The organism is Mycobacterium sp. PO1 (genome assembly GCF_017312405.1).
GTDB lineage: Bacteria > Actinomycetota > Actinomycetes > Mycobacteriales > Mycobacteriaceae > Mycobacterium.
This window is the reverse complement of the sequence record NZ_BLTG01000045.1, coordinates 44,812-67,712: the sequence shown is the minus strand read 5'-3', so window position 1 is coordinate 67,712 and position 22,901 is coordinate 44,812. Positions and strand designations below refer to the sequence as shown.

18 protein-coding genes are annotated in these 22,901 nt (G+C 66.1%); 13 read left to right on the top strand and 5 right to left on the bottom strand.

What is annotated here, in order from left to right; translation table 11 throughout:
• The 3 genes from J3476_RS16180 to rfbA form a co-directional block, all read right to left on the bottom strand.
• Positions 1-858, bottom strand: an 858-nt coding sequence (locus tag J3476_RS16180) for a dTDP-4-dehydrorhamnose 3,5-epimerase family protein (RefSeq protein WP_286183220.1), incomplete at its 3' end; no start/stop codon positions are given.
• Entirely contained in the window at positions 848-1,846 is a 999-nt protein-coding gene (rfbB, locus tag J3476_RS16175; protein ID WP_207067427.1) for a dTDP-glucose 4,6-dehydratase, read from the bottom strand. The genes rfbB and J3476_RS16180, both read right to left, overlap by 11 nt.
• On the bottom strand, positions 1,846-2,715 hold the full coding sequence (gene rfbA, locus J3476_RS16170; protein WP_207067426.1) for a glucose-1-phosphate thymidylyltransferase RfbA: 870 nt from the start codon (positions 2,713-2,715) through the stop codon (positions 1,846-1,848). The genes rfbB and rfbA overlap by 1 nt, the downstream gene beginning before the upstream one ends.
• 142 nt (positions 2,716-2,857) lie before the next feature.
• Between rfbA and J3476_RS16165 the strand changes: the two genes are divergently transcribed.
• From J3476_RS16165 to J3476_RS16155, 3 genes are all read left to right on the top strand, one after another.
• On the top strand, positions 2,858-3,382 hold the full coding sequence (locus tag J3476_RS16165; RefSeq protein WP_207067425.1) for a low molecular weight phosphatase family protein: 525 nt from the start codon (positions 2,858-2,860) through the stop codon (positions 3,380-3,382).
• 240 nt (positions 3,383-3,622) lie between these two features.
• Entirely contained in the window at positions 3,623-5,116 is a 1,494-nt protein-coding gene (locus J3476_RS16160; protein WP_207067424.1) for a sugar transferase, read from the top strand.
• A 317-nt stretch (positions 5,117-5,433) separates the two neighbouring features.
• Positions 5,434-5,952: a PH domain-containing protein gene (locus J3476_RS16155; RefSeq protein ID WP_207067423.1), complete on the top strand. Its 519-nt coding sequence runs from the start codon at positions 5,434-5,436 to the stop codon at positions 5,950-5,952.
• Here the strand turns inward: J3476_RS16155 and J3476_RS16150 are convergent.
• Both J3476_RS16150 and J3476_RS16145 read right to left on the bottom strand, forming a co-directional pair.
• Entirely contained in the window at positions 5,907-7,343 is a 1,437-nt protein-coding gene (locus J3476_RS16150; RefSeq protein WP_286183215.1) for a cellulose biosynthesis cyclic di-GMP-binding regulatory protein BcsB, read from the bottom strand. The two genes, J3476_RS16155 and J3476_RS16150, sit on opposite strands and share 46 nt — an antisense overlap.
• 62 nt (positions 7,344-7,405) lie before the next feature.
• A complete protein-coding gene (locus J3476_RS16145; RefSeq protein ID WP_286183214.1) occupies positions 7,406-8,659 on the bottom strand; it encodes a glycosyltransferase family 4 protein in 1,254 nt (417 codons plus the stop codon).
• 258 nt (positions 8,660-8,917) lie between these two features.
• Between J3476_RS16145 and J3476_RS16140 the strand changes: the two genes are divergently transcribed.
• From J3476_RS16140 to J3476_RS16095, 10 genes are all read left to right on the top strand, one after another.
• The gene (locus J3476_RS16140; protein ID WP_207067436.1) at positions 8,918-10,390 is read left to right on the top strand and encodes a lipopolysaccharide biosynthesis protein; all 1,473 of its coding nucleotides are present in this window, start codon (positions 8,918-8,920) and stop codon (positions 10,388-10,390) included.
• A complete protein-coding gene (locus tag J3476_RS16135) occupies positions 10,387-11,121 on the top strand; it encodes a hypothetical protein (RefSeq protein ID WP_207067421.1) in 735 nt (244 codons plus the stop codon). Before J3476_RS16140 ends, J3476_RS16135 begins: the two co-directional genes overlap by 4 nt.
• The gene (locus J3476_RS16130; protein ID WP_207067420.1) at positions 11,118-13,112 is read left to right on the top strand and encodes an O-antigen ligase; all 1,995 of its coding nucleotides are present in this window, start codon (positions 11,118-11,120) and stop codon (positions 13,110-13,112) included. Before J3476_RS16135 ends, J3476_RS16130 begins: the two co-directional genes overlap by 4 nt.
• A complete protein-coding gene (locus J3476_RS16125) occupies positions 13,109-14,314 on the top strand; it encodes a glycosyltransferase family 4 protein (RefSeq protein ID WP_307726949.1) in 1,206 nt (401 codons plus the stop codon). Before J3476_RS16130 ends, J3476_RS16125 begins: the two co-directional genes overlap by 4 nt.
• A gap of 29 nt (positions 14,315-14,343) precedes the next feature.
• Positions 14,344-15,228, top strand: a complete 885-nt coding sequence (locus J3476_RS16120; RefSeq protein ID WP_373889075.1) for a hypothetical protein — start codon at positions 14,344-14,346, stop codon at positions 15,226-15,228.
• Positions 15,225-16,373: a glycosyltransferase gene (locus J3476_RS16115; protein ID WP_207067419.1), complete on the top strand. Its 1,149-nt coding sequence runs from the start codon at positions 15,225-15,227 to the stop codon at positions 16,371-16,373. The genes J3476_RS16120 and J3476_RS16115 overlap by 4 nt, the downstream gene beginning before the upstream one ends.
• The gene (locus J3476_RS16110) at positions 16,370-17,596 is read left to right on the top strand and encodes a glycosyltransferase (RefSeq protein ID WP_207067418.1); all 1,227 of its coding nucleotides are present in this window, start codon (positions 16,370-16,372) and stop codon (positions 17,594-17,596) included. Before J3476_RS16115 ends, J3476_RS16110 begins: the two co-directional genes overlap by 4 nt.
• A 256-nt stretch (positions 17,597-17,852) precedes the next feature.
• Positions 17,853-19,895 carry a carbohydrate-binding domain-containing protein gene (locus tag J3476_RS16105; RefSeq protein WP_286183211.1) on the top strand — a complete coding sequence of 681 codons (2,043 nt, stop codon included), beginning with the start codon at positions 17,853-17,855 and terminating at the stop codon, positions 19,893-19,895.
• 252 nt (positions 19,896-20,147) lie between these two features.
• A complete protein-coding gene (locus J3476_RS16100; protein WP_286183210.1) occupies positions 20,148-22,013 on the top strand; it encodes a hypothetical protein in 1,866 nt (621 codons plus the stop codon).
• Between the two features lie 76 nt (positions 22,014-22,089).
• Entirely contained in the window at positions 22,090-22,797 is a 708-nt protein-coding gene (locus tag J3476_RS16095) for a GAF domain-containing protein (RefSeq protein ID WP_286183209.1), read from the top strand.
• Positions 22,798-22,901 lie beyond the last annotated feature (104 nt).

Below are 22,901 nucleotides of genomic sequence, written 5' to 3'. Positions count from 1 at the left end.
AACGTGAGCCAAGTCAGGTCCGCAAACGTTCGTAGCCCAGGCTGCGGCGCGCCCGTCAGCTGTCTCAGCACTGTCGACTCGGGTGTATGCGGCCGCATTTATAATTGTTCCATAGTCCGGCCAATGCCGTGCGGAGTGAAACTCACTGCTCGAAAGGTCAATGTCAGCTCTGTTGGCGAACTCAACATTCACAGTGTCGCCAAAGCTCCGCCGAAGCGCTTGGCCAAGTTGTCCGTCAGCGCCGATAACCAGCGTCTTGCGCGGCGGCAATGGTTTGACAGCATGCAGACGCGGGTGTCGTCTGTCCTTGTGTGAAAGAATGGCAGAATCGAGTGGAATCGGCCAGTCGATGGCCGCTGTTTCGTCCGCGAGGTTCAACGACGTGTACGGGGTGTTCGGAGAGTAGTGGTCATTCACCAGGTAGATGTACGCAGTGTCGGATTCTAGAGTCTGGTATGCATTTCCAACACCTCTAGGGACGAACACTGCCTGAGAAGGGTCTAGATGGGCCGTAAAGACAGTGCCGAAACTCGCCCCTGCGCGCAAGTCGACCCAAGCGCCGAAGACTCGTCCGGCACTCACTGACACCAGCTTGTCCCATGGCTCGGCGTGAATTCCTCGGGTTGTGCCGGCCGAGTCATTATAGGAGACATTGTTTTGTACCGGCCCGAAGTCAGGTAGTCCAGCCGCGACCATCTTTTCGCGCTGCCAGTTCTCTTTGAACCAGCCGCGGTCGTCGCGATGCACCGGCAAGTCCCACAATGAAAGGCCAGGAATTGAGGTTTTATAGGCTTGCAGCGGCTTGCCGAACTGGGTCACGACCATGTCCTTAGTCAACGAAAGATAGTCACTGTCCATACTGTGCATATAACGCTTCAGTTGCATGTTTACTGGGAGACCACCAATCTTCATGGTTGCGATACCAGTCGATTGTTGCGGCGAGGCCGCTTTCAAAGTCTCGGTAAATTGGTTGCCAGCCGAGCTCATCGCGAAGCTTGCTTGAGTCTATTGCGTAACGAAGGTCGTGGCCTACGCGGTCCTTCACGTGATCGTACGCATCGGCGGGCTGACCCATAAGATGCAGGATGAGCTCAACGACGGATTTGTTGTCCTTTTCACCATCGGCACCGATTAGGTAGGTATCACCTAATCGGCCTTTCTCTAAGATCATGAGGACTGCGGCCGAATGATCATCCGCATGTATCCAGTCCCGCACGTTGCGACCTTCGCCATAGAGTTTGGGCCGGATGCCGCGCAGGACATTAGTGATCTGCCGTGGAATGAACTTCTCAACATGTTGGTATGGGCCGTAGTTGTTGGAGCAGTTCGAGATGGTGGCCGCGACGCCGAAGGATCGGACCCATGCCCGCACCAGCAAATCACTTGCGGCCTTCGTCGACGAGTATGGCGACGAAGGGTTGTACGGCGTCGATTCAGTGAACCGCATTGGATCTTCGAGTGCTAGGTCACCGTAGACTTCGTCCGTAGAGACGTGATGGAACCGGGTGCGGTGACGTCGAGCTGCCTCTAGCAATGCAAAAGAACCGACGATGTTTGTCTGCAGGAACGGGCTTGGGTCGTTGAGAGAATTGTCGTTGTGGGACTCTGCCGCGAAGTGAACAACCGCGTCGGCATCGGCAACAAGATCGTCGGTCGACAAAGAGTCAGCGACGTCTCCCTCAATGAAAGTAAGCCGGGATTGGGGAAGGCCAACGAGCGATGCGCGATTGCCCGCGTAAGTGAGCTTGTCGAGAACTGTCACATGATGATCTGTGTGATTAATGACGTGATGGACGAAGTTTGAGCCGATGAAACCTGCCCCACCGGTAACCAGCAGTCGCGCCATCAAAGCCCTCTGTCCAAGAGGCTCAGTAAGTAGGTGCCATAACCGGATTTGACTAATGTTTCGGCACGCGTGCGCAACTCTTCATCCGTGAGGTAGCCCTGCCGCCACGCGATTTCTTCCGGGACGCCAATCTTTAGGCCCGTTCGGCGCTCTATGGTGCGCACATACTCGGCGGCATCGGTCATTTGGTCGAAGGTGCCGGTGTCTAGCCACGCTGTTCCGCGCGGCAGTACCTGAACTTTAAGCCGCCCTTGATCGAGGTAAGCGCGATTAACGTCGGTAATCTCATACTCGCCGCGGTTGCTGGGCGTGAGTTCGCGCGCGATGGAAACCACGTTGTTGTCGTAGAAGTAAAGCCCGGGTATTGCGTAGTTGCTCTTTGGGTTCTTGGGCTTCTCTTCGAGCGACATCGCAAGCCCCCTGCTGTCGAACTCGATTACCCCGTAGGCCGAAGGCTCGGCGACCCAGTAGGCAAAAATGGCCCCCCCGTCGACCGTTGCAAATCTTGCCAGTTGCGTCCCCAGGCCGGGGCCGTAGAGAAGGTTGTCGCCTAGAACTAGCGCTACCGAGCCGCTGCCGATGAATTCGGCTCCGATGGTGAACGCTTGAGCGAGCCCGTCCGGTGATGGCTGCTGGGCGTAGACGATGGAAACCCCGAAATGGGACCCATCGCCCAATAGGCGTTCGAACGACGATGCGTCGTGCGGTGTAGTGATGACGAGGATGTCGCGGATGCCGGCGAGCATAAGGGTCGACAGTGGGTAGTACACCATCGGTTTGTCGTAGACAGGCACCAGTTGCTTCGAGACGCCGAGCGTAATCGGATGCAGCCGTGTGCCTGATCCCCCGGCCAAAATGATCCCCCGCATTTAGTCATCGTGACACAGGCTGGTATCGCGGGCAGAGCCCCGTGATGCAGATGTGAACAATGGCAGCCGCACTGTTAGGTTGTGTGGACGGGCGCGCTGCTGCTAGGCGTGGCTGATTTTTCGGATCGATACAGGGAGTCCCTTGCAACTGCTCTTCGTTTGCACGGGCAACATCTGCAGATCGCCGACTGCCGAGCGCCTGGCAAGGGCCTACGGTGTCCGGTCCTCAGTTGAGAACGTTTTCGTCGCAAGTGCGGGCACGCGCGCGGTGGTCGGCCACCCGATTCATCCCGATGCTGTGCAGGTCCTTGAACGGCTCGGTGGCGTTACGACGGGGTTCAGCGCGCGGCAACTGACAGCCCGCATTGCCGCCGGCGCGGATCTCATCATCACGATGACCAGAGCGCATAGAGACTCGGTGCTGGAGCTTGCGCCGAGCAAACTTCACCGCACGTTCATGCTGGGAGAACTCGCACAGCTTGCTTCCAGATTTGACGCTGAGACTGTCGGGGACCTGCCCTCAGTTCGCTCGCAATTGCAGGCAACAGATGCGCTCGACGTTCCGGATCCAATCGGGCTGGGGCCGCATGCCTTCGAGGTGGCCGGAGCCCTGATATCTGACTTGATCCCGCCGGTTATGGACCTCTGTGCTCGTTCTTTGGATTGAGCAGTTGGTCGTGAGGTGCCTGGTTTCAGGTGACCGTCGTGCGCTTCTGCCCTCATCTCGAGCTGGTCAGCCCACAAAACCTCGCGACCGCCACTCCACTCATAGTGTTGCAAACCGGTTAACTGTTCGTGTCCGACGAGCCCGAACCTGGCAGGTGCTGAGCGAACACCCCCGAAGTGTTGAGAACATCGCCTCGGGTGGGATAAAGTTCCTGACCAAGGGGAGAGTACTGGGGGGACAGTGACGGCGCTAAATGACCACATATCGACATCAGCAAACCTGGTGCCAATACCTGGAAAGATACCGACCTGGCAGCAGGCGTATGCCCTGCGGCTTGTCATCGTCGACCTGGCAGCCGTTGTTCTCGCTGTCGGTCTAGCTCAGTGGCTTCGTTTTGGGACAACGTTACCCGGGCTAGAACAATCCGGTTTGCTCTGGAATTACACCGTGGTTTCGGCGTTGATAGCCGTTACTTGGATGGCGGCGCTGTCGATCAATCGATCGCGATCCACGCGTGTTATCGGTTCCGGGACGGAAGAATATCGGCGCGTCTGGCTCGCGACCCTCTCTGTGTTTGGTTTAGTTGCCATCGTCTCGATGTTGTTAAAGCTGGAAATTGCACGCGGCTACCTGGTGATCGCCTTACCTGTTGGCTTGTTGCTGCTAACGCTGGGGCGTTGGGCTGCCCGGCAGTTCGTTGTTGCCTCCCGGCGGAGACACGGGCACTGCATCACCCGCGTGCTAGTAGTCGGTAATAGCGCAGCGGTGCGCGATCTAACTAAGTCTCTGGCGCGGGAGCCAACGTCCGAGTATCAAGTGGTCGGCGCATGCATACCGGGGCCTATCCATCGCCCCGCAGTGGAGGTACCCGGTGTAGGTTCCGTCCCGACGTTCGGTGACGAATCGAATGTGGTCGACGCTGTCCTTGCGACGGGCAGTCATGCCGTCGCCGTGACTGCCACAGAGCGACTCGATGGTCGTGGCATCCGTGATCTGTCGTGGGAGTTGGAGAAGTTGGATATCGACCTGCTCGTTTCACCGGGTGTGGTCGACGTCGCTGGGCCGCGGCTGCAGATGCGTCCGGTCTGCGGTTTGCCGCTGATCCACGTCGAGAAACCTCAGTACAGCGGGGCGAAGCGGTTCCAGAAGCGCTTCTTCGATATTGCGTTCTCGAGCACAGTGCTGCTGTGCGGACTTCCATTTCTTCTCGTGGTCGCGCTCGCGATCAAACTCACCAGCAGGGGGCCAGTCTTCTACCGTGCTGAACGGATCGGTCTCGACGGCAAGCCCTTCGAGATGATCAAGTTCCGCACCATGGTCGATGGCGCCGACCAGATGGTGGAGAAGCTGGCCGCACTCAATGAGAGCGACGGTGGCGTTCTGTTCAAGATTCGGCAGGATCCTCGCGTCACACCTGTAGGCAAGCTGTTGCGAAAGTTCAGCATCGACGAATTGCCGCAGTTCATTAACGTTCTCAAGCGTGACATGAGTGTCGTCGGTCCTCGCCCGCCGCTGGGCAAAGAAGTGGACACCTACGACGACCACGCCATGAAGCGGTTGCTCGTCCGGCCCGGTATCACCGGGCTCTGGCAGGTCAGTGGACGTTCCGACCTGTCGTGGGAAGACTCGGTGCGTCTGGACCTCTTCTACGTGGAGAACTGGTCGATGATCTCCGACCTATTGATCGCCTTGAAAACCGTCAAGGCAGTTTTCAGCCACTCCGGAGCGTACTAGCCTCCCGCGAGCCAAGGTTCTTCGCAGCGCCGCTCCTCTCAGCGACTGAACAGTCGCGCGGTGAGCCCGCCCAGGCGGGAGAGCAGGCCAGCGCCTGCCGGCCGAAACTGCGCACATTCGCAAGCAGAACAGTCCGTCCCTGCCCGGTAGTGCTCGTGCGCTGAGCGGTGGTGCCCGCACCTGCATTCAGCCCCCTGCACGCACCCAAAACTACGCCGCGGTTGTGCCCCGCTCACTTCGTTCGGCGGAATGGGAGCCGTGCGGGATCAAGATCGCCATTTCGTTCCGCTCATGCCTCATCGCAGTACAGTTTCCCCGTGGGTTACCCGAACAATGTGCTAGCCAAGGACGAGCACGTCGTCCTGCACCGCCACCCGCATTGGGGGCGGCTGACCGTTCCCGCGCTACTGCTCATCGTCGCCAGCGCCGCCGCCGCGTTCATCGCCGGCTACGTCAACACCCTGGACTGGGAGTCCAACGCCAAGAACACCGTGCACCTGGTGATCGCCGGGATCTGGCTGATCCTCGTGCTGTGGCTGACGGTCTGGCCGTTTCTGAACTGGTGGACCACTCATTTCGTCATCACCGACCGCCGCGTCATGTACCGCCACGGCCTGGTAACCCGCCAGGGCATCGACATCCCGCTGGCCCGCATCAACAGCGTCGAGTTCCGGCACAGCCTCATCGACCGAATGCTGCGCACCGGCACGCTCATCATCGAATCCGCCGCGCAGGACCCACTGGAGTTCGAGGACATCCCGAACGTCGAACGGGTGCACTCACTGCTCTATCACGAGGTCTTCGACACGCTCGGGTCCGAGGAAGCCCCTAGCTGACGCTTGCGCCGGCGCGACAGCAGCGTGATCGCCACCAGCAGCAACCCCAGCACGACGACGGCCGCGATCGCCACCCACACCGGCCAGCCCTGCGCGTCCTGCGCGGCCGGCGGCTCGGCGTCCTCGGCTCCGATCGCAAGATTGGTCACCTCACCGCCCTCGCCGGCGGCCAGCACGTTGCCCTGCAAGCTCGACCAGTTGTCCGGCTGCGCATCGATGTAGCCGAACAACGGATCCAGCAGTGACCATGCCCCGCTGGTGCTCACCAGCACCACGGTGCGGTCGCGCGACTCGTCGGCGAACACCTGGATCGACCCCAACCCGTTGGGGATGTCGGCGCGCAGCGCCTCCGGCAGGTCGACCTGCACCGCTGCGCTCTCCCCGCCGACCGGCGGACGCAGCGACGTCTGCTGCAGCGTCGAGGCGTTCGCCACGATCAGCGCCCCGGTCTCGGCGTCGGCGGCGTCGTTGACCGCCACCACCCGCGGCGTCAGCGGCGTGCTCGTCAGCCGCGCGATGTCGGCCACCACCTGCGTCGCGTAATCCAGCTGATCGGGGCTGGTGCCGTCCATCGCCACCAGGAACTCCGGGCTCAGCGCCGACGGCACGGCGTCGAACCCGCCCGGCGTCGGGCCGCCTCGGCGCACCGTCACCGTCGATTCCGGATCGAGCTGGAATGTCAGCGGCGCGATCATCGGGTTGCACAGCTGGCGCGGGCTGTAGGTCAATGCGAACTCCAGACCGATCCGCTGCCGCAACACCTCACCCGGCACCTCGAACGTCGCATCCACCTCGCCGCTCGAACTCAGCGGCGCGCTGTATACCGCCTGCCCGTTCACGCTGACCATCACCGTCGCCGCGTCCAGGTCGGCGACCGGGGTGTGGCCGGCCTTCAGGTTCACCGTCATAGCGTCCACCCGGTCCGCGCCCAGCGCGGCGCGGTCCACCCCGACGGTCAGATCGGCGGTGCGCAAAACCGACGCCTCACCGCTGAGGCCCAACTCCTCGAAGGTGAACTCGTCGGTCTGCGGACCTGCCTCGGAGCCGGGCTGATCGACGCGCACGGTGGGGCCCTGCGCCAGCGACTGCAACTGATTGACCAACAGTGACGCTTGATCGCTGAGCTGACCACCCCGGCCGGTGACCCGCAGAAACACATTCGGCTGGTTTCCGTTCACCAGAGCCATTCCCGCGTCACCGCTTTCGACCACCACCGCACGGGTGAACTGCGGCGCCGGCGGGGGAGTGGCGCCGCGGGACTGCTTCACCACGGTGATTGCTGGATCTTGCGATCGGTACGCGCGTGCCACCGCAGAGGCCAAAGTGAGCACCGATTGTGCTTCGCTGTCGTTGGCCTCGACGGGCGTGTAGATCGTCAGGCGCTGCAGCACAGGAGGAAAGAACTCGGCGATCGGTCAGCGTGAGCAGGTGCAATACCACCGAGAGCCGCGGCCTACAACGCGAACGCGCGGTCGTAGACGTCGAACACCGCGCGGCGCGAATAGGTTCTGGCGAAGTGCTCGCCGGCCTCTTTTGACATTTGCTCGTTGGTTTCTTCGGATGTCAGCGAGCACAGCAACTCCGCCATGTCGTCGGGTTCGGTGGCGATCCCGATGCCGGTGCCGGGTCCGCTGGCGATGCCTTCGGCGCCAACGGGAGTCGACACCACCGGTAGTGACCGGCCGAGCGCCTCGAACACCTTGAGCTTGATACCGGAGCCGAACCGCAGCGGATTCAGCAGCGCGGCGGCGCGGTCGAGCGCCTCGCCGAGGTCAGGGACATATCCCTCCATGGTGACGCTGTCGCCCATTTCGGCTATCAGCGTCACCAACCGCTGCGGCGCATCCCGGCCGATCACCCGCAAGTGGGCGTTCGGCATGCGGGCTAGCACCAACGGCCACACCGTGCGCAAGAACGACTGCAGCCCATCTTCGTTGTGTGGCAACGACAGCAAGCCCAGGAACACGAACTCGGGAGCTCCCGTATAGCGGCGGCCGGCCGAGGGGGAGATGGTGACCAGCGGTGGCACGGCCTGAATGCGCTCGGGCGCCACACCGGTCCGGCGCTGCAACTCGGCGGCTTCGCCGTCGTTGACCAGCAGGCAGCGGCGGAACCTGTGCGCGGTCCGATTCTCACTGCGCAGCACCAGCCGACGCTCCAGGCGGAGCAACGCCGACCTGCTGACGCGGTTGGATTCCAACGGACGCAGGCGCGGCGGAACGTGTTGAGCGAAGTTGGCCAGCGGGTTGATGTCGACGTCGCCGTAACGGGCCGTCGCCTCCAGCATCCTGCTGTATCGCTCCGAGAACAGGTCGTCGAGATAACAGATCTGCCGGGCGGCAACATCGTCGGCGGCGTATTGCGCCATCCGGACGGTGTCATACACCTGCAGCTCAGGGCGGATTTGCTCGAGAGCGTCGGCGATCGCCATCCCGGTTTGCCGCGAGCCCAGGAACGCCTCTTGGAGGCTGGCCCGCCCCCTCGCCACCTTGCCCACCAGATTCCGCACGAGGTCGGCCCGGCTGGGCGCCGGCACCTGGTGTAGGCGCACCGGAAAATCCGCCGCCTCCGACGTCCCCACCTTGATGTAATGCACATTGTCAGGCCCGTACCGCTCGGCGAAGTAGTCGAGGAAACCCGCCAGGACCACCTTCTTGCCGGCGTCGGTGGGATACGGGTCCACGGGACTGATCAGCGCAACCGACACGTCAGCATCTTTGCACAGAATTATTCGCCGGACGCCGCGGTTCGGCGGGCAAGCCGGTAGCCTCTGGACCTGAAAGATGGTCATGCAGACGCATATCCGGTGCAGGTCGGAACAGCGATGGTGCGTCGTGCGCTGGGGGGTGTGGTGACAGGTTCGGAACCGGGCGGACGACGCCGCTCCGAACCTGTCCGTGCCTCCGGGCCCGAGGAGACCGACGTCGCGGCGGCGGCCGAAGCCGGCGGCGGGGATACGCCGTCCATGCCGTCCACCGGTCGCCAAACCCTCTGGAACTACCTGATTTTCGCGCTCAGCAAGAGCTCGACACTGCTGATGACCATCGTCGTCGCCCGGATCCTGACCCCCACCGAGTTCGGTGTGTTCGCCCTCGCGGTGTTGGTCGTCAACCTGTTCGACTACGTCAAAGACCTCGGCGTCGCGTCCGCATTGGTGCAGAACCGGCGCGACTGGCGGGTGCTGGCCCCCACCGGGTTGACGCTCTCGGTGCTGTTCGGGCTGCTTGCCAGCGGCCTGCTCGCTGCCTTCGCCGGTGTCGCCGCGAACATCCTCGGCGAGCCGGAGCTGACCAACCTGATCCGGGTCCTGGCCATCGGACTGGCGATCTCGGCGCTCAGCGTCGTCCCGAGCGCCTGGCTGCGTAGGTCGATGAACTTCTCGGCCCGGCTGATGCCGGAATTCGTCGGGGCGCTGACCAAAACCGGGCTGACGATCGGGCTGGCCGCCGCCGGGTTCGGTGTCTGGAGCCTGGCCTACGGCCAACTGGCGGCGTCGATCGTGATGACGATTCTGTACTGGTGGGTGGCCCACGTGCGCTTCGGCCTCAGCCTCGACGGGCCGGTAGCCCGTGAGCTGATTCGGTTCGGGCTGCCCGTCACCGCGGTGACCCTGCTTGCCTACGCTATTTACAACGTCGACTATCTGGCCGTCGGTGAACGCCTCGGCGCCACCGAACTCGGTCTCTACACCCTCGCCTACCGCATCCCCGAACTGGTCGTGCTCAGCCTGTGCGTGGTGGTCAGTGAGGTGCTGTTCAGCGCGCTGTCGGGATTACAGCACGACCGTGCGGCCTTGACCGCGCACTACCTGCAGGCCCTGACCGTGGTAGCGGCCCTGACCATTCCCATCGGCCTCGGGCTCGCCGTCGCCGCGCAGCCGGTCGTCGCGACGATGTACGGCAGCCAATACGCCGAATCGGCGCCCATCCTGTCCGTGTTGGCCGTGTTCACCGTCGTGTACTCGGCGTCGTTTCACGCCGGCGACGTGTTCAAGGCGATCGGCCGCCCAGGCATCCTCACCGCGATCAACGCCGGCAAACTGGCCGTGCTGATCGGGCCGATCTGGTGGGCTGCCGGACACAGCGCGCTGATGGTGGCGTGGGCGCTGCTGGCGGTCGAGGTGCTCCACTTCCTGGTCCGCATGTCTGTGCTGCGGTGGCTGACCGGAACCGGCTGGGGGGCGGTGGCCGGGGCGCTGTGGCGCCCCGCCGCCGCGGCGCTGCCGATGGGACTGGTGCTGCTCGCCCTGGCCCGCGTGATCGACCGTCTCGCCGACCCGCTGGAGCTGCTGCTCCTCGTCGTTGTCGGCGTGGTCGTCTACGTGCTGCTATTACGATTCACGGCACCCCAACTGGTCAAGACCGCGTACGGCGCAGTGCGGCGGCGGCTTTCCCGCTCGGCGGGGACATCGGAAAATCGGGTGAAAGAAGGGCCATGACGAAGCGTCGAATCACTGTGGTGGTCCTCGCGTTGATCGGCGCCGTGCTGGGCGCGGCGATCGGGGCGGTGCTGGGCGCGAGCTCGAGCCGCTACGTCGCGATGGCCAACGTCGCGTTCCTGCCCGCACCCGAGTTGAGTTCCGAGGAGGCGTCGAGCTTCTGGGAGGTGCTGACCCGCGGGCAGATCACCCGAACGGCTGCCATCATCTACGACGACCCGCGCTGGCTGTCCGAGGCGGCCGCCGACGCCGGCGTGCCGCGCGACGACCTGACGTTGGCGGCGTCCGCGCTGCCGGACACCACCATGTTGTCGGTCACCGTCACCGCCGGCTCACCCGATGCCGCCGAGACGGCACTGAACACGGTGCTGGTGACCGCGACGCCCGAAGTGAGTTCGCTGGCGGCGCCGTTCTTCGTCAAAGTGCTGTGGCCCACCGAGAACAGCTCGTGGGCCGAGCCCGCACCGAGCCGGACTCAACTGGCCGCCGCGGGTGCCCTCGGCGGACTGCTGCTCGGAGCGGGCGTCGGCTGGTTTCTGCAGCGACGTCGCCCCACCGCCGAAATGCCGGGCCGGCACGCCGGCATGCCCGGTCGGCACTCCGACGGCCCGCATGCCGACGCTATCTCCGGTCGGCCCGCCGACGAAATCTCCGGTCGGCCCGCCGACGAGGGCCCGGCCGCCAGCCCGTCAGGCGACGGGCACCCAGCCGGCGCCGTCCGGGACTCATGAGTCGTCACACCCGAACCGATCGAACCGATCTCGCGCTGCTGTCCCTGGCCGCGGGCGGCGCCGTGTTCGGTGCACTGATCATCCTCGGCTCGCGCAGTGAACTTCTTCTCATCGCCGCGCCGATCGGTGCGGTCGCCCTGATGCTTGCGGCGCGTCGCCCGCTGGTCGCGCTCGGCATCATGGTCGCCATCGAGTTCACCAACCTGTCCGGCCTGCTCGCCGAACGCAGCGGGATACCGATCTTCCAGGCGTCCCTGCTGCTGGGAGTGGTCGCCATCGGTCTGGCGCTGCGCGACCCGGAACTCCGCAGCCGCATCAACGGCTGGACCGTCGTCTGCGCCGGACTGCTCGGCGTCTACGTCGCCACCCAGGGGATCGCCCTGATCGGCAGCGTCGACCCGGTGGAATCGGCGGCCGCGTTGCAACGCCACGTGATCGACTGTGCATTCGTCATGGTGGTGCTGATCCTCATCCAGCTCACCGCGCGGCCCTGGGCGGTGGCCGCCGTCATCGTCGTCACGCTCGCGGCGATCTGCTCGCTGACCATCATCAGCCAGGTCTTCTTCGACGGCACCGCCACCTTCGGCGGATTGTCCACGGTCACCACGGCATCAGGTGAACTGGTGACCACGCTGCGGTACGGCGGGCCGCTACCCGACTCGAACTTTTGGGGCCGGCACCTGGTGATGGGACTGCCGATGGCGGCGGCGCTGCTGACCCGCGCGCTGCGCAGCAGGCAGGACGTCACCGTGGCCGGGTGGGGGAGTGCGCTGCTCCTGCTGCTCGGCGGCATCTACCTGACCCAGTCCCGTGGCACCTTCCTGGCCGCCGGCGTCGCGATCGCCGTGTGGTTCGTCGCCGTCGAACCGCGGGTGCGGCGGTGGGCGCTGATCCTGATCCCGACCTCCGCGGCCGTCCTGGTGGTGCCCGGCGTCGGCAACAGGCTCATCGCCGCGCTCGAGGACTTCCTGCAGGCCGACGTGCAGACCGACATCGACCCCTCGGTCGCGCAGCGCCTCGCCGCTCAGCAGGAGGCGTGGGCGATGTTCGCGGAGCGGCCCGTGTTCGGGTTCGGGCCGGCGACGTTTCCCGGTGAGGTGATCAACTTCGCCGGCCGGGTACCCACCGCGGTCCGGGAACCGACCAACGCCCCACACAACTTGTACGCCGAGCTCGCCGCCGAGGCGGGCTGGGTAGGGCTGATCGGGTGGGCGGTCGTGATCCTCGGATTTCTGGCGGTCGTCGTGTTGGGAATTCTGACGAATCCGCTGTCCCGCGACCGTGTTCTGGCCGCCGCGGTGTGCGCCGCGCTGGTGGCGTGGTCGGTGGCCAGCATCGGCCTGCACATGGCGTACTTCCGCACCTTCGGAGTCGTGCTCGCGCTGGCCGGGGGACTCGCGCCGGCGTGGCCGGCGGCGGCCGAGCCGTTACGCCAGCTGATCCGCGGCGCACTGGCGTGGGGCCTGGCCGGCCTGCTGGGCCTCGGAGCGTGCTGGGCGCTGCTCTCGGCGAGCAGCTCTGCCGCGGTCACCGTGCGCCAGCCGATGACGGTGGTACCGGCCGGGGCCGTCGACGGCTGGTACGCGTACGCGCTCGACATCCGCTCCCGGGTGGAACTGCTGCCCACCTTCGCGACCCTGATGGATCAGCGTGGCTCGTCAGTCGACATTGTCGCTGACCCGGTGCGCGGCGTGCTGGTGTTCACCACCACCGCCCCCAGCGTCGATGCCGCGCGTGATGACATCCGGCTCGCCGTCGCCGAGGCCGAAACCTCCCTGCGCAGCAGCATCGGCTATCAGCAGTATGCGCTGCAGACCGTCGGCAGCATGCGGGTGTTCGACGTGCAGCAACGCTCACCGCTGGCCACGATCGCGGCGGTCGCCGTCGGGGCCGGCACCACGGTGGCGGCCGGCCTGTGGTTGCTGCGGGCCGCGCGGCGCCGCGTCGAGCCCACCGTCACCCCACCGCAGGAGGCGACACCGGTACCGTGACCAAACCCGCCAAACCCATTGTTCTCGTCGAGATGTCGCCCTCGGGCGGGCTGTTCCAGTTCGCGTTCGAGCTGGGCAGCGCGCTGGCCGCCCGCGGCGAGTGCGTCGAGCTGTGGACCGGACCCCGACCCGAACTGGATTCGACGCAGCGGGGTTTCACGGTGCGTCCGGTTCTTCCCACCTGGCACCCCGGTGACACCGAGGTGCACTCCCGGGTGTTCCGGCTCGCGCGACGGGCCGTGCGCGCAGCGCAGCTCGTTCTCGCCTGGACGGTGTTGAGCGTGCGACTGCTCGCGACACGTCCGCGGGCGGTGCTGTGGTCGCAGTGGCGGTTCGCATTCGAACCGCTGTTCGTGGCCGCCCTGGCGACGGTGTTGCGCGCCAGCACTCTCGGGCTCATCGCCCACGAGCCGCTGCCGCGGTCGGACGCCAAGGACACCAGCACCCCGAAATCCGGCAAGCTGCTCACCCGGGCGTTCCGCGCCGCCTGGCAGCGGCTGGATGTGGCCTTCGTGCTCGGCCCGCGCACTCGCGACATGGCCGTCTCCTACTGGCAGCCGCGATGCCCGGTCGTCGTCATCCCGCACGGTGCCGAACCCGGTCTGCGCGGCGGCACGCAAGTGCGCGCCGTCACCGACACCGAACCGGTGGTGCTGTTCTTCGGGGTTTGGTCGAAGTACAAGGGTATCGAGATCCTGCTGGACGCTTTCGTGCTCGTGCGCGACCAGATCCCCGAGGCCAGGCTGGTGCTCGCCGGCGCGCCCAGCGCCGACATCGACGTCGCCGCAGTCCTCGAGCGTTGCGACCGGATCGGCAACATCGATGCCCGTCCCGGCTATGTCGCCGTCGATGACGTCGCCGGACTGTTCGACGCCGCGCGCGTGGTCGCCACTCCTTACATTCGCGCCACCCAGAGCGGTGTGGCGCATCTGGCCTACACGTTCGGTCGCCCCGTCGTTGCCTCCGATATCGGTGACCTCGCCGACGTCATCGTCGACCGTGCGACCGGGCTGCTCGTGGAGCCCGCTGACGCAACGGCGCTGGCCGTTGCCCTCGTTGAGTTGCTGCGCGACCCCGAGCTGGCAGCCCGGCTCGGCGCAGCGGGCGAAGCCAGCGTCACCGACGCCTGGGCGGTCGCCGCGGAGCGGGTCGCCGACGCGCTCGCCGATCCGAAACACGTTGCACAGAAGGAGAATCAGTGAGGCGGCAGACGATAGCGGTGGCCGTAGCTGTGCTGGCCGGCGCGGTGGGCTGCACGTCACCGCCGACAGACGACACACTTGCCAGCCCGTTCTCTGACAGCAGCCCGTGGCGGCAGCCGATCCCGGCCGAGGTACGCGTCGACCCGCAGAGCACCGCGATGATCGCGGCGGTGCAACCCGAGCCCGCGCTGAACGCGAACCTGGGGGAGTACGGCATCCCGATCGTCGCGGTCGACGGCGACACCCCCACCCATACCGTGACGTGCACGCGCATCGATTACGGCATCTGCCCGTTCGCCGGGTGGCCCGTTGCCATCCCCGACGGAGCCGAACCCAACTCCGGTTCCGACGGCGTGCTGGTCACCGTCGACGAATCGGCCGGCACCATCTTCGAATTCTGGCGCGCAACCCATGACGGCGACACCTGGAGCACCGAATTCGCGGCCGTCAACAGTCTGCGCGGCTCGGGATGGGGCGGCGCCGCCACCGGCTCGGGTGCCTCCCGGCTCGGTGGGGTGATCCGGCTCGCCGAGATCGCCGACGGCGAGATCCCGCACGCCTTGGCGCTGCAATCGAACAACGCCTGCCCGACGTTCCGCCCGCCGGCTCTCAAGAGCGACGGATACTCGACGCGACCCGACTGCATCCCCGAAGGCGCGCGCCTGCAACTGGACCCCGCCGTCGACCTGGACGCGTTGAATCTGCGACCCGGCGAGTTGGCGGTGGCCCGGGCGATGCAGCGTTACGGCGGCTACCTGATGGACGTGTCCGCCGCACCGCTGAGCGTCAGCTTCGAACTCGACCGCGATGCCGCCCCGGGCGAGGTGGGCCAGACCTATTCCGACGCCGGTTTCCGCTGGGACTACGACGCGATGGAGAACGTGCCATGGGACAGACTGAGAGTGCTGGAATGACAACCGGAATCAAAGCCCTCGTGCTCATCGACGCGTTCCGCATGGGCGGCGCCGAAACACTGCTGGCGCCGATGATCAGCGCTTCCCGCGACACCGACGTCACGATGGACGTCGTCAGCATCTCGCCCGCCGAGTGGAACTCCGAGAAGACCATGGCGATTCTCGCCGAGGCGGGAATCAGCACCCGCTCGTTGGGGATTCGGCGCTTGCTCGATCCCGTGGCGCTGCCACGGCTGGTCCGCACCATCCGGGCCGGGCGCTACGACATCGTGCACGCGCACCTCGAGATGGCCATGACGCTGGCCGTACCCGCCGGTCTACTGGTTCGGCGGCCGGTCGTGTGCACGTTTCACCACGTCGCGCACCCGCTGACCGGCCGCGCCGCCAAACGCGAGCGCCTGGCCGTGGAAGCGGCGACCCGCTCGCGGCGCGCGCTGTTCGTCTCCGAGGCGTCGCGGCGGTCCTTCGCCGAAACGTATCGCCCGCACCGCATGCCCGACAACTGGGAAGTCATGCACAACGGCATCGACATCACCAACTTCTCCCCGGGCCCGGCCAGCCCACAGGTGCACAGCGACCTCGCCGCCAGCAACGCCGGTCCCGTCGTCGTGCTGCCCGCCGCATTCCGCGACTTCAAGGGCATCCCGATCGCGATCCGCGCCTGGCCGCAGGTACTCGCGCGGCATCCGGATGCCGTCCTCGCCCTGACCGGTGGCGGCGAACTCGAAGACGACCTGCGCCGACTGGTCGCCGAACTCGGACTGGAAAACTCGGTGATCTTCGTCGGCGTGCGCACCGACATGCCCGAGGTCTACCGCGCCGCCGATGTCGTGCTGTTGCCGTCCACGTACGGCGAGAACCTGCCGACCGTGCTCATCGAGGCGTCGGCCACCGAGTGCGCCATCGCGGCGTCACGGATCGGCGGGATCCCCGACATCGTGCCCGACGGCGAAACCGGGTTGCTGTTCGAGGCCGGGTCCACCGAAGGCCTGGCCGATGCGGTGTGCCGTCTGCTCGACGACGCCGAGCTGCGCCGCACCCTGGGCACGGCAGCCGGCGAACGAGCACGGCAGGAGTTCTCGGCCACCGCCTGGGTGCAGCGCCTGCGCACCACCTACCTCGAGGCGATCGGCTCCCGGCAGTGAGCCGACCGCACATCGTCTACCTGGTGTCCCGATTCCCGGTCACCTCCGAGACGTTCATCGTCCGCGAACTCGAGGCGCTCGACCGGCTGGACCGGTACGACCTCGAGATCAGGTCACTGTTCCCGTCCCCGGATACTGCGGTGCACGACATCGCCCGCCGGTGGACGCAGCGCCTCGTTCGGCCCTCCGCGCCGCAGGGTCTCGCGGGCTTCGCCTGGGCGATGCTCACCCGCCCGGTCTCGACACTGCGAGTGCTCGCCGCTGTCACCGCCGGCTATCTCCGGCATCCCCCCTTGCTGGTGCGGGCCCTGACGACGGTGCTGCTGGCATGTGCCCACGCCCGGGATCTCGCGCAATCCGGCCGCCCCTGTCACATCCATGCGCACTACGCGACGTACCCGGCGTTGGCCGCGTGGGTGTGCCGGAAGCTCGTCGGGTGCTCCTACAGCTTCACCGCGCACGCCCACGACATCCAGGTCGACACGTCGATGCTGGACCGCAAGATCGCCGGCGCCCGCTACGTGGTGACGATCTCCGAGTACAACCGGGCGCTGCTCGAGCACCACAACGCCACCGGAACACCCATCCGCGTCGTGCACGCCGGCATCGACACCACGGCCTACACCTTTCGGCCCCGCGGCATCCCGCTCGACGGGCCAGTGCGGACGCTGACCGTCGCCTCACTGCAGCAGTACAAAGGCCATGCCGTGCTGCTGGCCGCGCTGGCGCAGGGTGGACCCGAGGTGGACCGCATCACGCTCGACCTCATCGGCGACGGTGTGCTGCGTGCCGACCTCGAAGACCGTGTCGACCGACTGGGGCTGCGTGAGCGGGTGCGGTTCCGGGGCAGCTGCAGCGAGCAGGAAGTGCGCGGCGCGCTCGACGCCGCCGACCTGTTCGTGCTGCCGAGCATCGTGGCCGACGACGGCCAGATGGAAGGTCTGCCGGTGGCTCTCATGGAAGCCCTGGCGTGCGGTGTGCCGACGATCTCGACCAGACTGTCCGGGATCCCGGAGATCGTCGTCGACGGCGTCACCGGTCTGCTGGCGACGCCCGCCGATCCCGAGAGTCTCAACGAGGTCCTCGCCGCGATGGTCCGCCGGGGCGGCGATGCGGTCGAGTTCGCCGCGGCGGGGCGGCGACTGGTGACCACCGAATTCGACCTCCACGAGTCGATCGTCGCGCTGACCGGGCTCATGTCGGAGTATCTGCCCGCGGTTTGACGTGCGCGGGGTAACCGTGGACACGCAGCCGATTCGTTAGCGGGCGACTTTGTCGACTTCTGTGTTTGCTCCCCGCCTCCGGTGGAGTATCTTCTCTTCACCGGTCTCGAACAAGGTTGGGGGAGAGGACATGTCAGTTGAGCGCGAGTCCAAGATCTTGCACTGGCAAGCATCGTCCGATTCCCGTCCGGGCAGCAACCAGTCATTTGCTGAGCAAAAGTTTGCTGAAACCGTCGGCGGTCGTCGAGTTCCTGTCGTGCCGCTCGGCCGCCGCCGGGCGAATGGGAGCCCCTTCCTGAGCGATCCCAAGCGAATCGGCCGCGTCGGTGCGCTGGCCGTGATGCTCGGTGTGGGAGCCGCGCTCGTCGCCGCACCGGGAATCGCATCCGCCGACAAACCCGACTCCGGTTCGCCACGATCGTCCACCGAACGCGCGCAGGGATCAGGGTCCGACACCAACGCCGGTTCGTCGGCCGGCCGCGCATCGAACGACCGTTCTTCGGCCGGCGACAAGCGCGAGCCGAAGAAAAAGAAGAAGGACGACGACAGTGCCTCCGATCGGGGACCCGGGGCGCCGGGCGGCTCGTCGACCACAACCGACGACGACGGCCAAGACGACGACGACTCGGTCCGCGACTCCGACGACGTCGACTCCGACGACTCGCGCGCCTCGGGCCCGTCAGACGCCTCGGGCACGACAGACGCCGCGAGCACGTCCGCCGACTCGCGCGAGGACCGCGCGAGTACACCCTCTGCCGAGGTCGACCTCGACGTCACGCAAGTGACCTCCCGCCCTTCGGACGCCCCGCAGACTCCCGCCGGTCCGGCTCAGGGCGCCCTGCTGGTGACCGCGTCGGCGTCGGCGTCGACCCGCCGCTCCGGAGACGCGGCGCCGACCGCCGCGGAAAGCGTCGCCGAGACCACCGCACTCACCGCTACGGCCGACTCGGCCGCCGCACCGACCGTCGCTGATGACGAGGTGATCGAAGCCGAGTCGATGAAGATCTCCCGCACCCGCAACGGAACCACCTACACCGATGCGACCGCCTCCGGTGGCTCCGCGGTGGTACTGAACAAGAACTCGTCGCTGTCCACCACTGCCGCACTCGCCGAGTTCAGCAGCCTCGTGATCCGCGCCAAAGGCGACCAGTACCGCGGCGCCCCAACCATGCGGGTGTCCGTCAACGGCAAGGTCGTGTCCACCGTCGCCGTCGCTGCCACCTCATGGACCGACTACACGGTCGACTACAGCGGCCCGGCCGGCACCTACACCGTCACGGTGGCCTTCACCAACGACCTGTACTCCCGCAAGTACGGAGATCGAAACCTGCGGCTGGACAGCGTCACCGCGGTCGCCGCGGCGGTCGAGCCCCCGCCGCCTCCTGCCTCCAGCACCGGCGGCCCCGGATACTTCGGAGGCGCCGACTGGTTGTGGAATCCCATCGGCGCCAACCCCGTTCTCGACGCCAACAGCGCGACGTGGGTGAGCTATCTGTCCGCCACGAATGCGCAACGGGTGGCCAACCTCTACGAATACTCGGTGGCGATGGTGTCGGCCTCCGAGATCACCTCGAGCACACCGCGCTACGACGTCACCCTCACTCAACCGTGGGGCAGCGACCCGTTCGGATCCACCACGGTGCCGATCCCGGCCGGGACGAAGATCCCGCCCGGCTCCGACGGCCATCTCGCGATCCTCGATCCGACCACCGGCACGGCATACGGGATCTGGCAGGCGTCGTACAACAGTTCCACCGACACGTGGTCGGGGTCGTGGGGCGGGATGACCGACCTCAACGGTGACGGCATCGACGAGACCGGATCGGCGACCGCGGCCGCCATCGCCCGCTACGCCGGCGTCGTCACCGCCGACGAATTCGCGGCTGCCGTGGCCGCCAACACCGGTCTCAACCACGCACTGGCCTTCTCCACCGACCTCGCCGGTCCCGACTTCGTCTACCCGGCAATCAAATCCGATGGACAGAACTGGGCCGGAGTGGTCACACCCATCCCCGAGGGCTACCGAATCCAGCTGGACCCCACCCTGGACATCGACGCGATCCCCGGAATCACCGCCGGCGAGAAGGTGATCGCCAAAACGCTGCAGACCTACGGCGCCTATGTCGTGGACCAGGGCGGTGCCCGGATGGCGTTCGCCTTCGAGCTGGTTGACGACGCCACCTCCAGCTCGCCCGGCTCCGTGTGGACCAGCGCCGGGTTGGCGTGGGACTACTACGACATGAACAAGATCCCCTGGTCGTCCCTGCGCGTCCTCGCGCCGACGACGCTCAATGTGTAGCCGGAGTCCCCGGGGCGAAATCCTGCACCAGACGCAGGCAGTCTTGTAAGTTGGCTACCGCGTCTAGCGCTGTGGACCCATGCCGAGGAGACTGAGCTGCCTACGACCAATGAAGCCAGCGCCCGGCGGCTTCCGCACCTTGTCGCTGTCCTAGCCGCCCTCGCGCTGGTCGTCGGACTGGCCGCACCGGCAAACGCGCAACCGGCCGACGGAGAGCCGCCGGCAGCGGATCTCACGCTGTCGCTGGCCGACGTGGGATCCGAACGCACCCTGATGTTCTACGGCGACACCAGCTCGACGTCGCTGTCGTTCCCGGTACCGACAGGGCTGCGGCCGGCCACGCTGAACGCCACGCTGGATCTTCCGTTCCCGGTGCGGTCTGGAACGCTCTCGGTGCTGCAGGACGAACGGCTCGTCAGCAGGATCGGGTTGCCCACCACCGATCTCGCACCGGTGGTGCTTCCTCTGGACGCTGTCGAGGTCACCGACGACACCGTGACGGTGACACTGCGACTCAGCGCTCTTGCCGAGGACGGTTACTGCCTGGATCAGGAGAACGCCGTCGGACTGCTGAACGGATCGGTCACCTACATCGGTACCGAACCCGTACCCACCACCGTCGCCGATTTCCTTCCGCCGATTCTGCGTGCCGTCACCCTCGGGGTACCGGAGTCCCCAAGCCAGGCCGAGTCGGATGCGGCCGTCCAATTGGCGGCCGCCCTGCAGGCGAAGTTCCGCGGTCAGTCGCCGCGCGTCGTTCTCGTCCCACTTCCCGGCGAAGACACCACCATCGCCGGTCCGGCGGAGCCCTTCGAACGGCGCATCGTCATCAGAGAAGGAGGGCCGGAAGGCGTGTCGCTCATGGCCGGCGAGGTTCCGCAGTTGCTGTTTTCCGGCTCGGCCGAGCAGCTCGCCGACCAGATCCGCCTGCTGACCGACGGATCGCTGAGCCTGGCTGTCAGCACCAGCGTGGTCGCCGGAGACATGCGCCCGCCGACTCCGCCCGCCATCGGGGATTCGACGACGGTGTCTCAGCTCGGGGCGCTGTCCCTGTCGAACGTGGGCGTTGCTCCGCAGGTGAGTCTGCCCTTGGACCAGACGCGTTTCGGGCACCCCACCGAGGGATTCCGGGTGCACCTGATGGGGACGCACACCCCCGCTCCGGCCGAGGTCGGTGCGCGGCTGACCGCCTCGGTGAACGGGGACGTCATCGATTCGTGGGGAACCGGCCCGGACAGCACGATCGATCACTGGATCGACATCCCCGACCGGCTGGTGACCCGCTACACCAACCTGGTCGTCGGAATGGATACCAGCGGAAATACCGGTCGCTGCGGCGAATTTCGCCCCATCACCCTGACCATCGACGGCAGCACCGTGGTGGAGTCGACACCCGCGTCGCCGCCGATTCCGCCCGGGTTCGGGTCGCTGCCACAGGCATTGATGCCGCGCATGCAGGTCGGGCTCACTCCCGGAAACTTCGCCGACACCGAGCGCGCGATCCAGATCGTCGTCGGGCTGCAGCGGCTGAGCGTGGTGCCGTTACTGACCGAGGTGACGCCCATCGAAGCGGCGCTCGACAGTCAGGAGCCGGCGGTCCTGATCAGCGCTGACGGTTGGGACTACGACTCGGTGGCCCTTCCGGTCAGCAGCCGAGACCAATCGCTGACCCTGGTGGGGATCGGCGACGACGACGCCGAGACGACATTGACGCTGAACCCGGGCATCCGGTTCGGTTCATTGCAGACCGTCTTCGACGGGCAACGCGCACTGCTGGTCGCCACCTCCAACGGAGCGCCGGCGCAACTCGACGACCTGCTCAGGCGCCTCAACGACGATCCCCGGGGATGGTCGGCGCTGCGCGGCAGCGCCGTGGTGGCCATCGAAGGTAGCGAACCCCAGATGGTTCCCGACCGCACGCCCGTCAGCGTCTATGGGCCTGCACCGTCGGACGCGCAAACCGACGCGCAGGACCAGGGTGGGCCCGGGTTGTCGCACGCATGGATCGCAGCGAGTGTCGTCGCTGCGATCGGTATCGGGGCCGCCGCATACTGGATCGGCCGCCGACGGCGGCCGGCCTCGACCGAGCCGAGGACGACGCCGGGATCGCCTGACTGAGCGTGCTTTTCGGGGCGGCAAGATCAATACGAAGTCCGATGTATTCAATCTCGGAATTTCGGCTACCGTAAGCGGTGTGACGACGTGGCTGCAGCGGTACGACGAGTGGCTCAACGATGAGCTCCAAGAGTGTGCCCGTGATGCCGGTGAGGACGTCGACACCTACGTGGCGCGTGCGGTGGCGACGCGGATGGTGGCCGACCTGGCGCGTTCCGAGCGTCGCTCCGCCGAGGAGTTGATGACCCATCTCGCTGAGGCCGCGGTGTTTGCCGACAGTTCGTTGCCGAATGTGTCCGCGGTCGTCAACGACCCCGACCGATTGCGCGCTCTGCACGCCACCGGTCTGCTCGACTCACCCGTCGAAGAGGTGTACGACCGCGTCACCCGTGCGGCGGCACAGGCGTTGGATGCACCGCACGCGTTGGTATCCCTCGTCGACGTCGACCGCCAGTTCTTCAAGAGTTCAGCCGGCCTCGGGGACCTGTCCGATGAGGAAAGGCAGACGCCATTGGACCGGTCGGTGTGCCAATACGCCGTGGCAAACGGCGTGCCGCTCATCCTCGAGGATGCCCGTGCCGACCCGATCTTCAAGAACCACCCCGCCGTCGTCGACGGCACCGTCGTCGCCTATCTCGGCATCCCCCTGATCGACGGCGAGAGTAATGCCATCGGCACGCTGTGTGTTTACGACGAGAAGCCGCGACTGTGGAGCACGGGCCACGTGCAGATCCTGAGCGATCTGGCTGAACTCGCGGCCGAGCGGATCTTCGCGCCGAGGCCCTGACGTTAGCTGGTTCTGCGTGGCCCGGTTACTTCGGACCAAATCCAAAAGAGTTGGTCATGGCAAATCCGGTTTCCACCCGATTCGGCCGCCTTCTTTGCTGATGT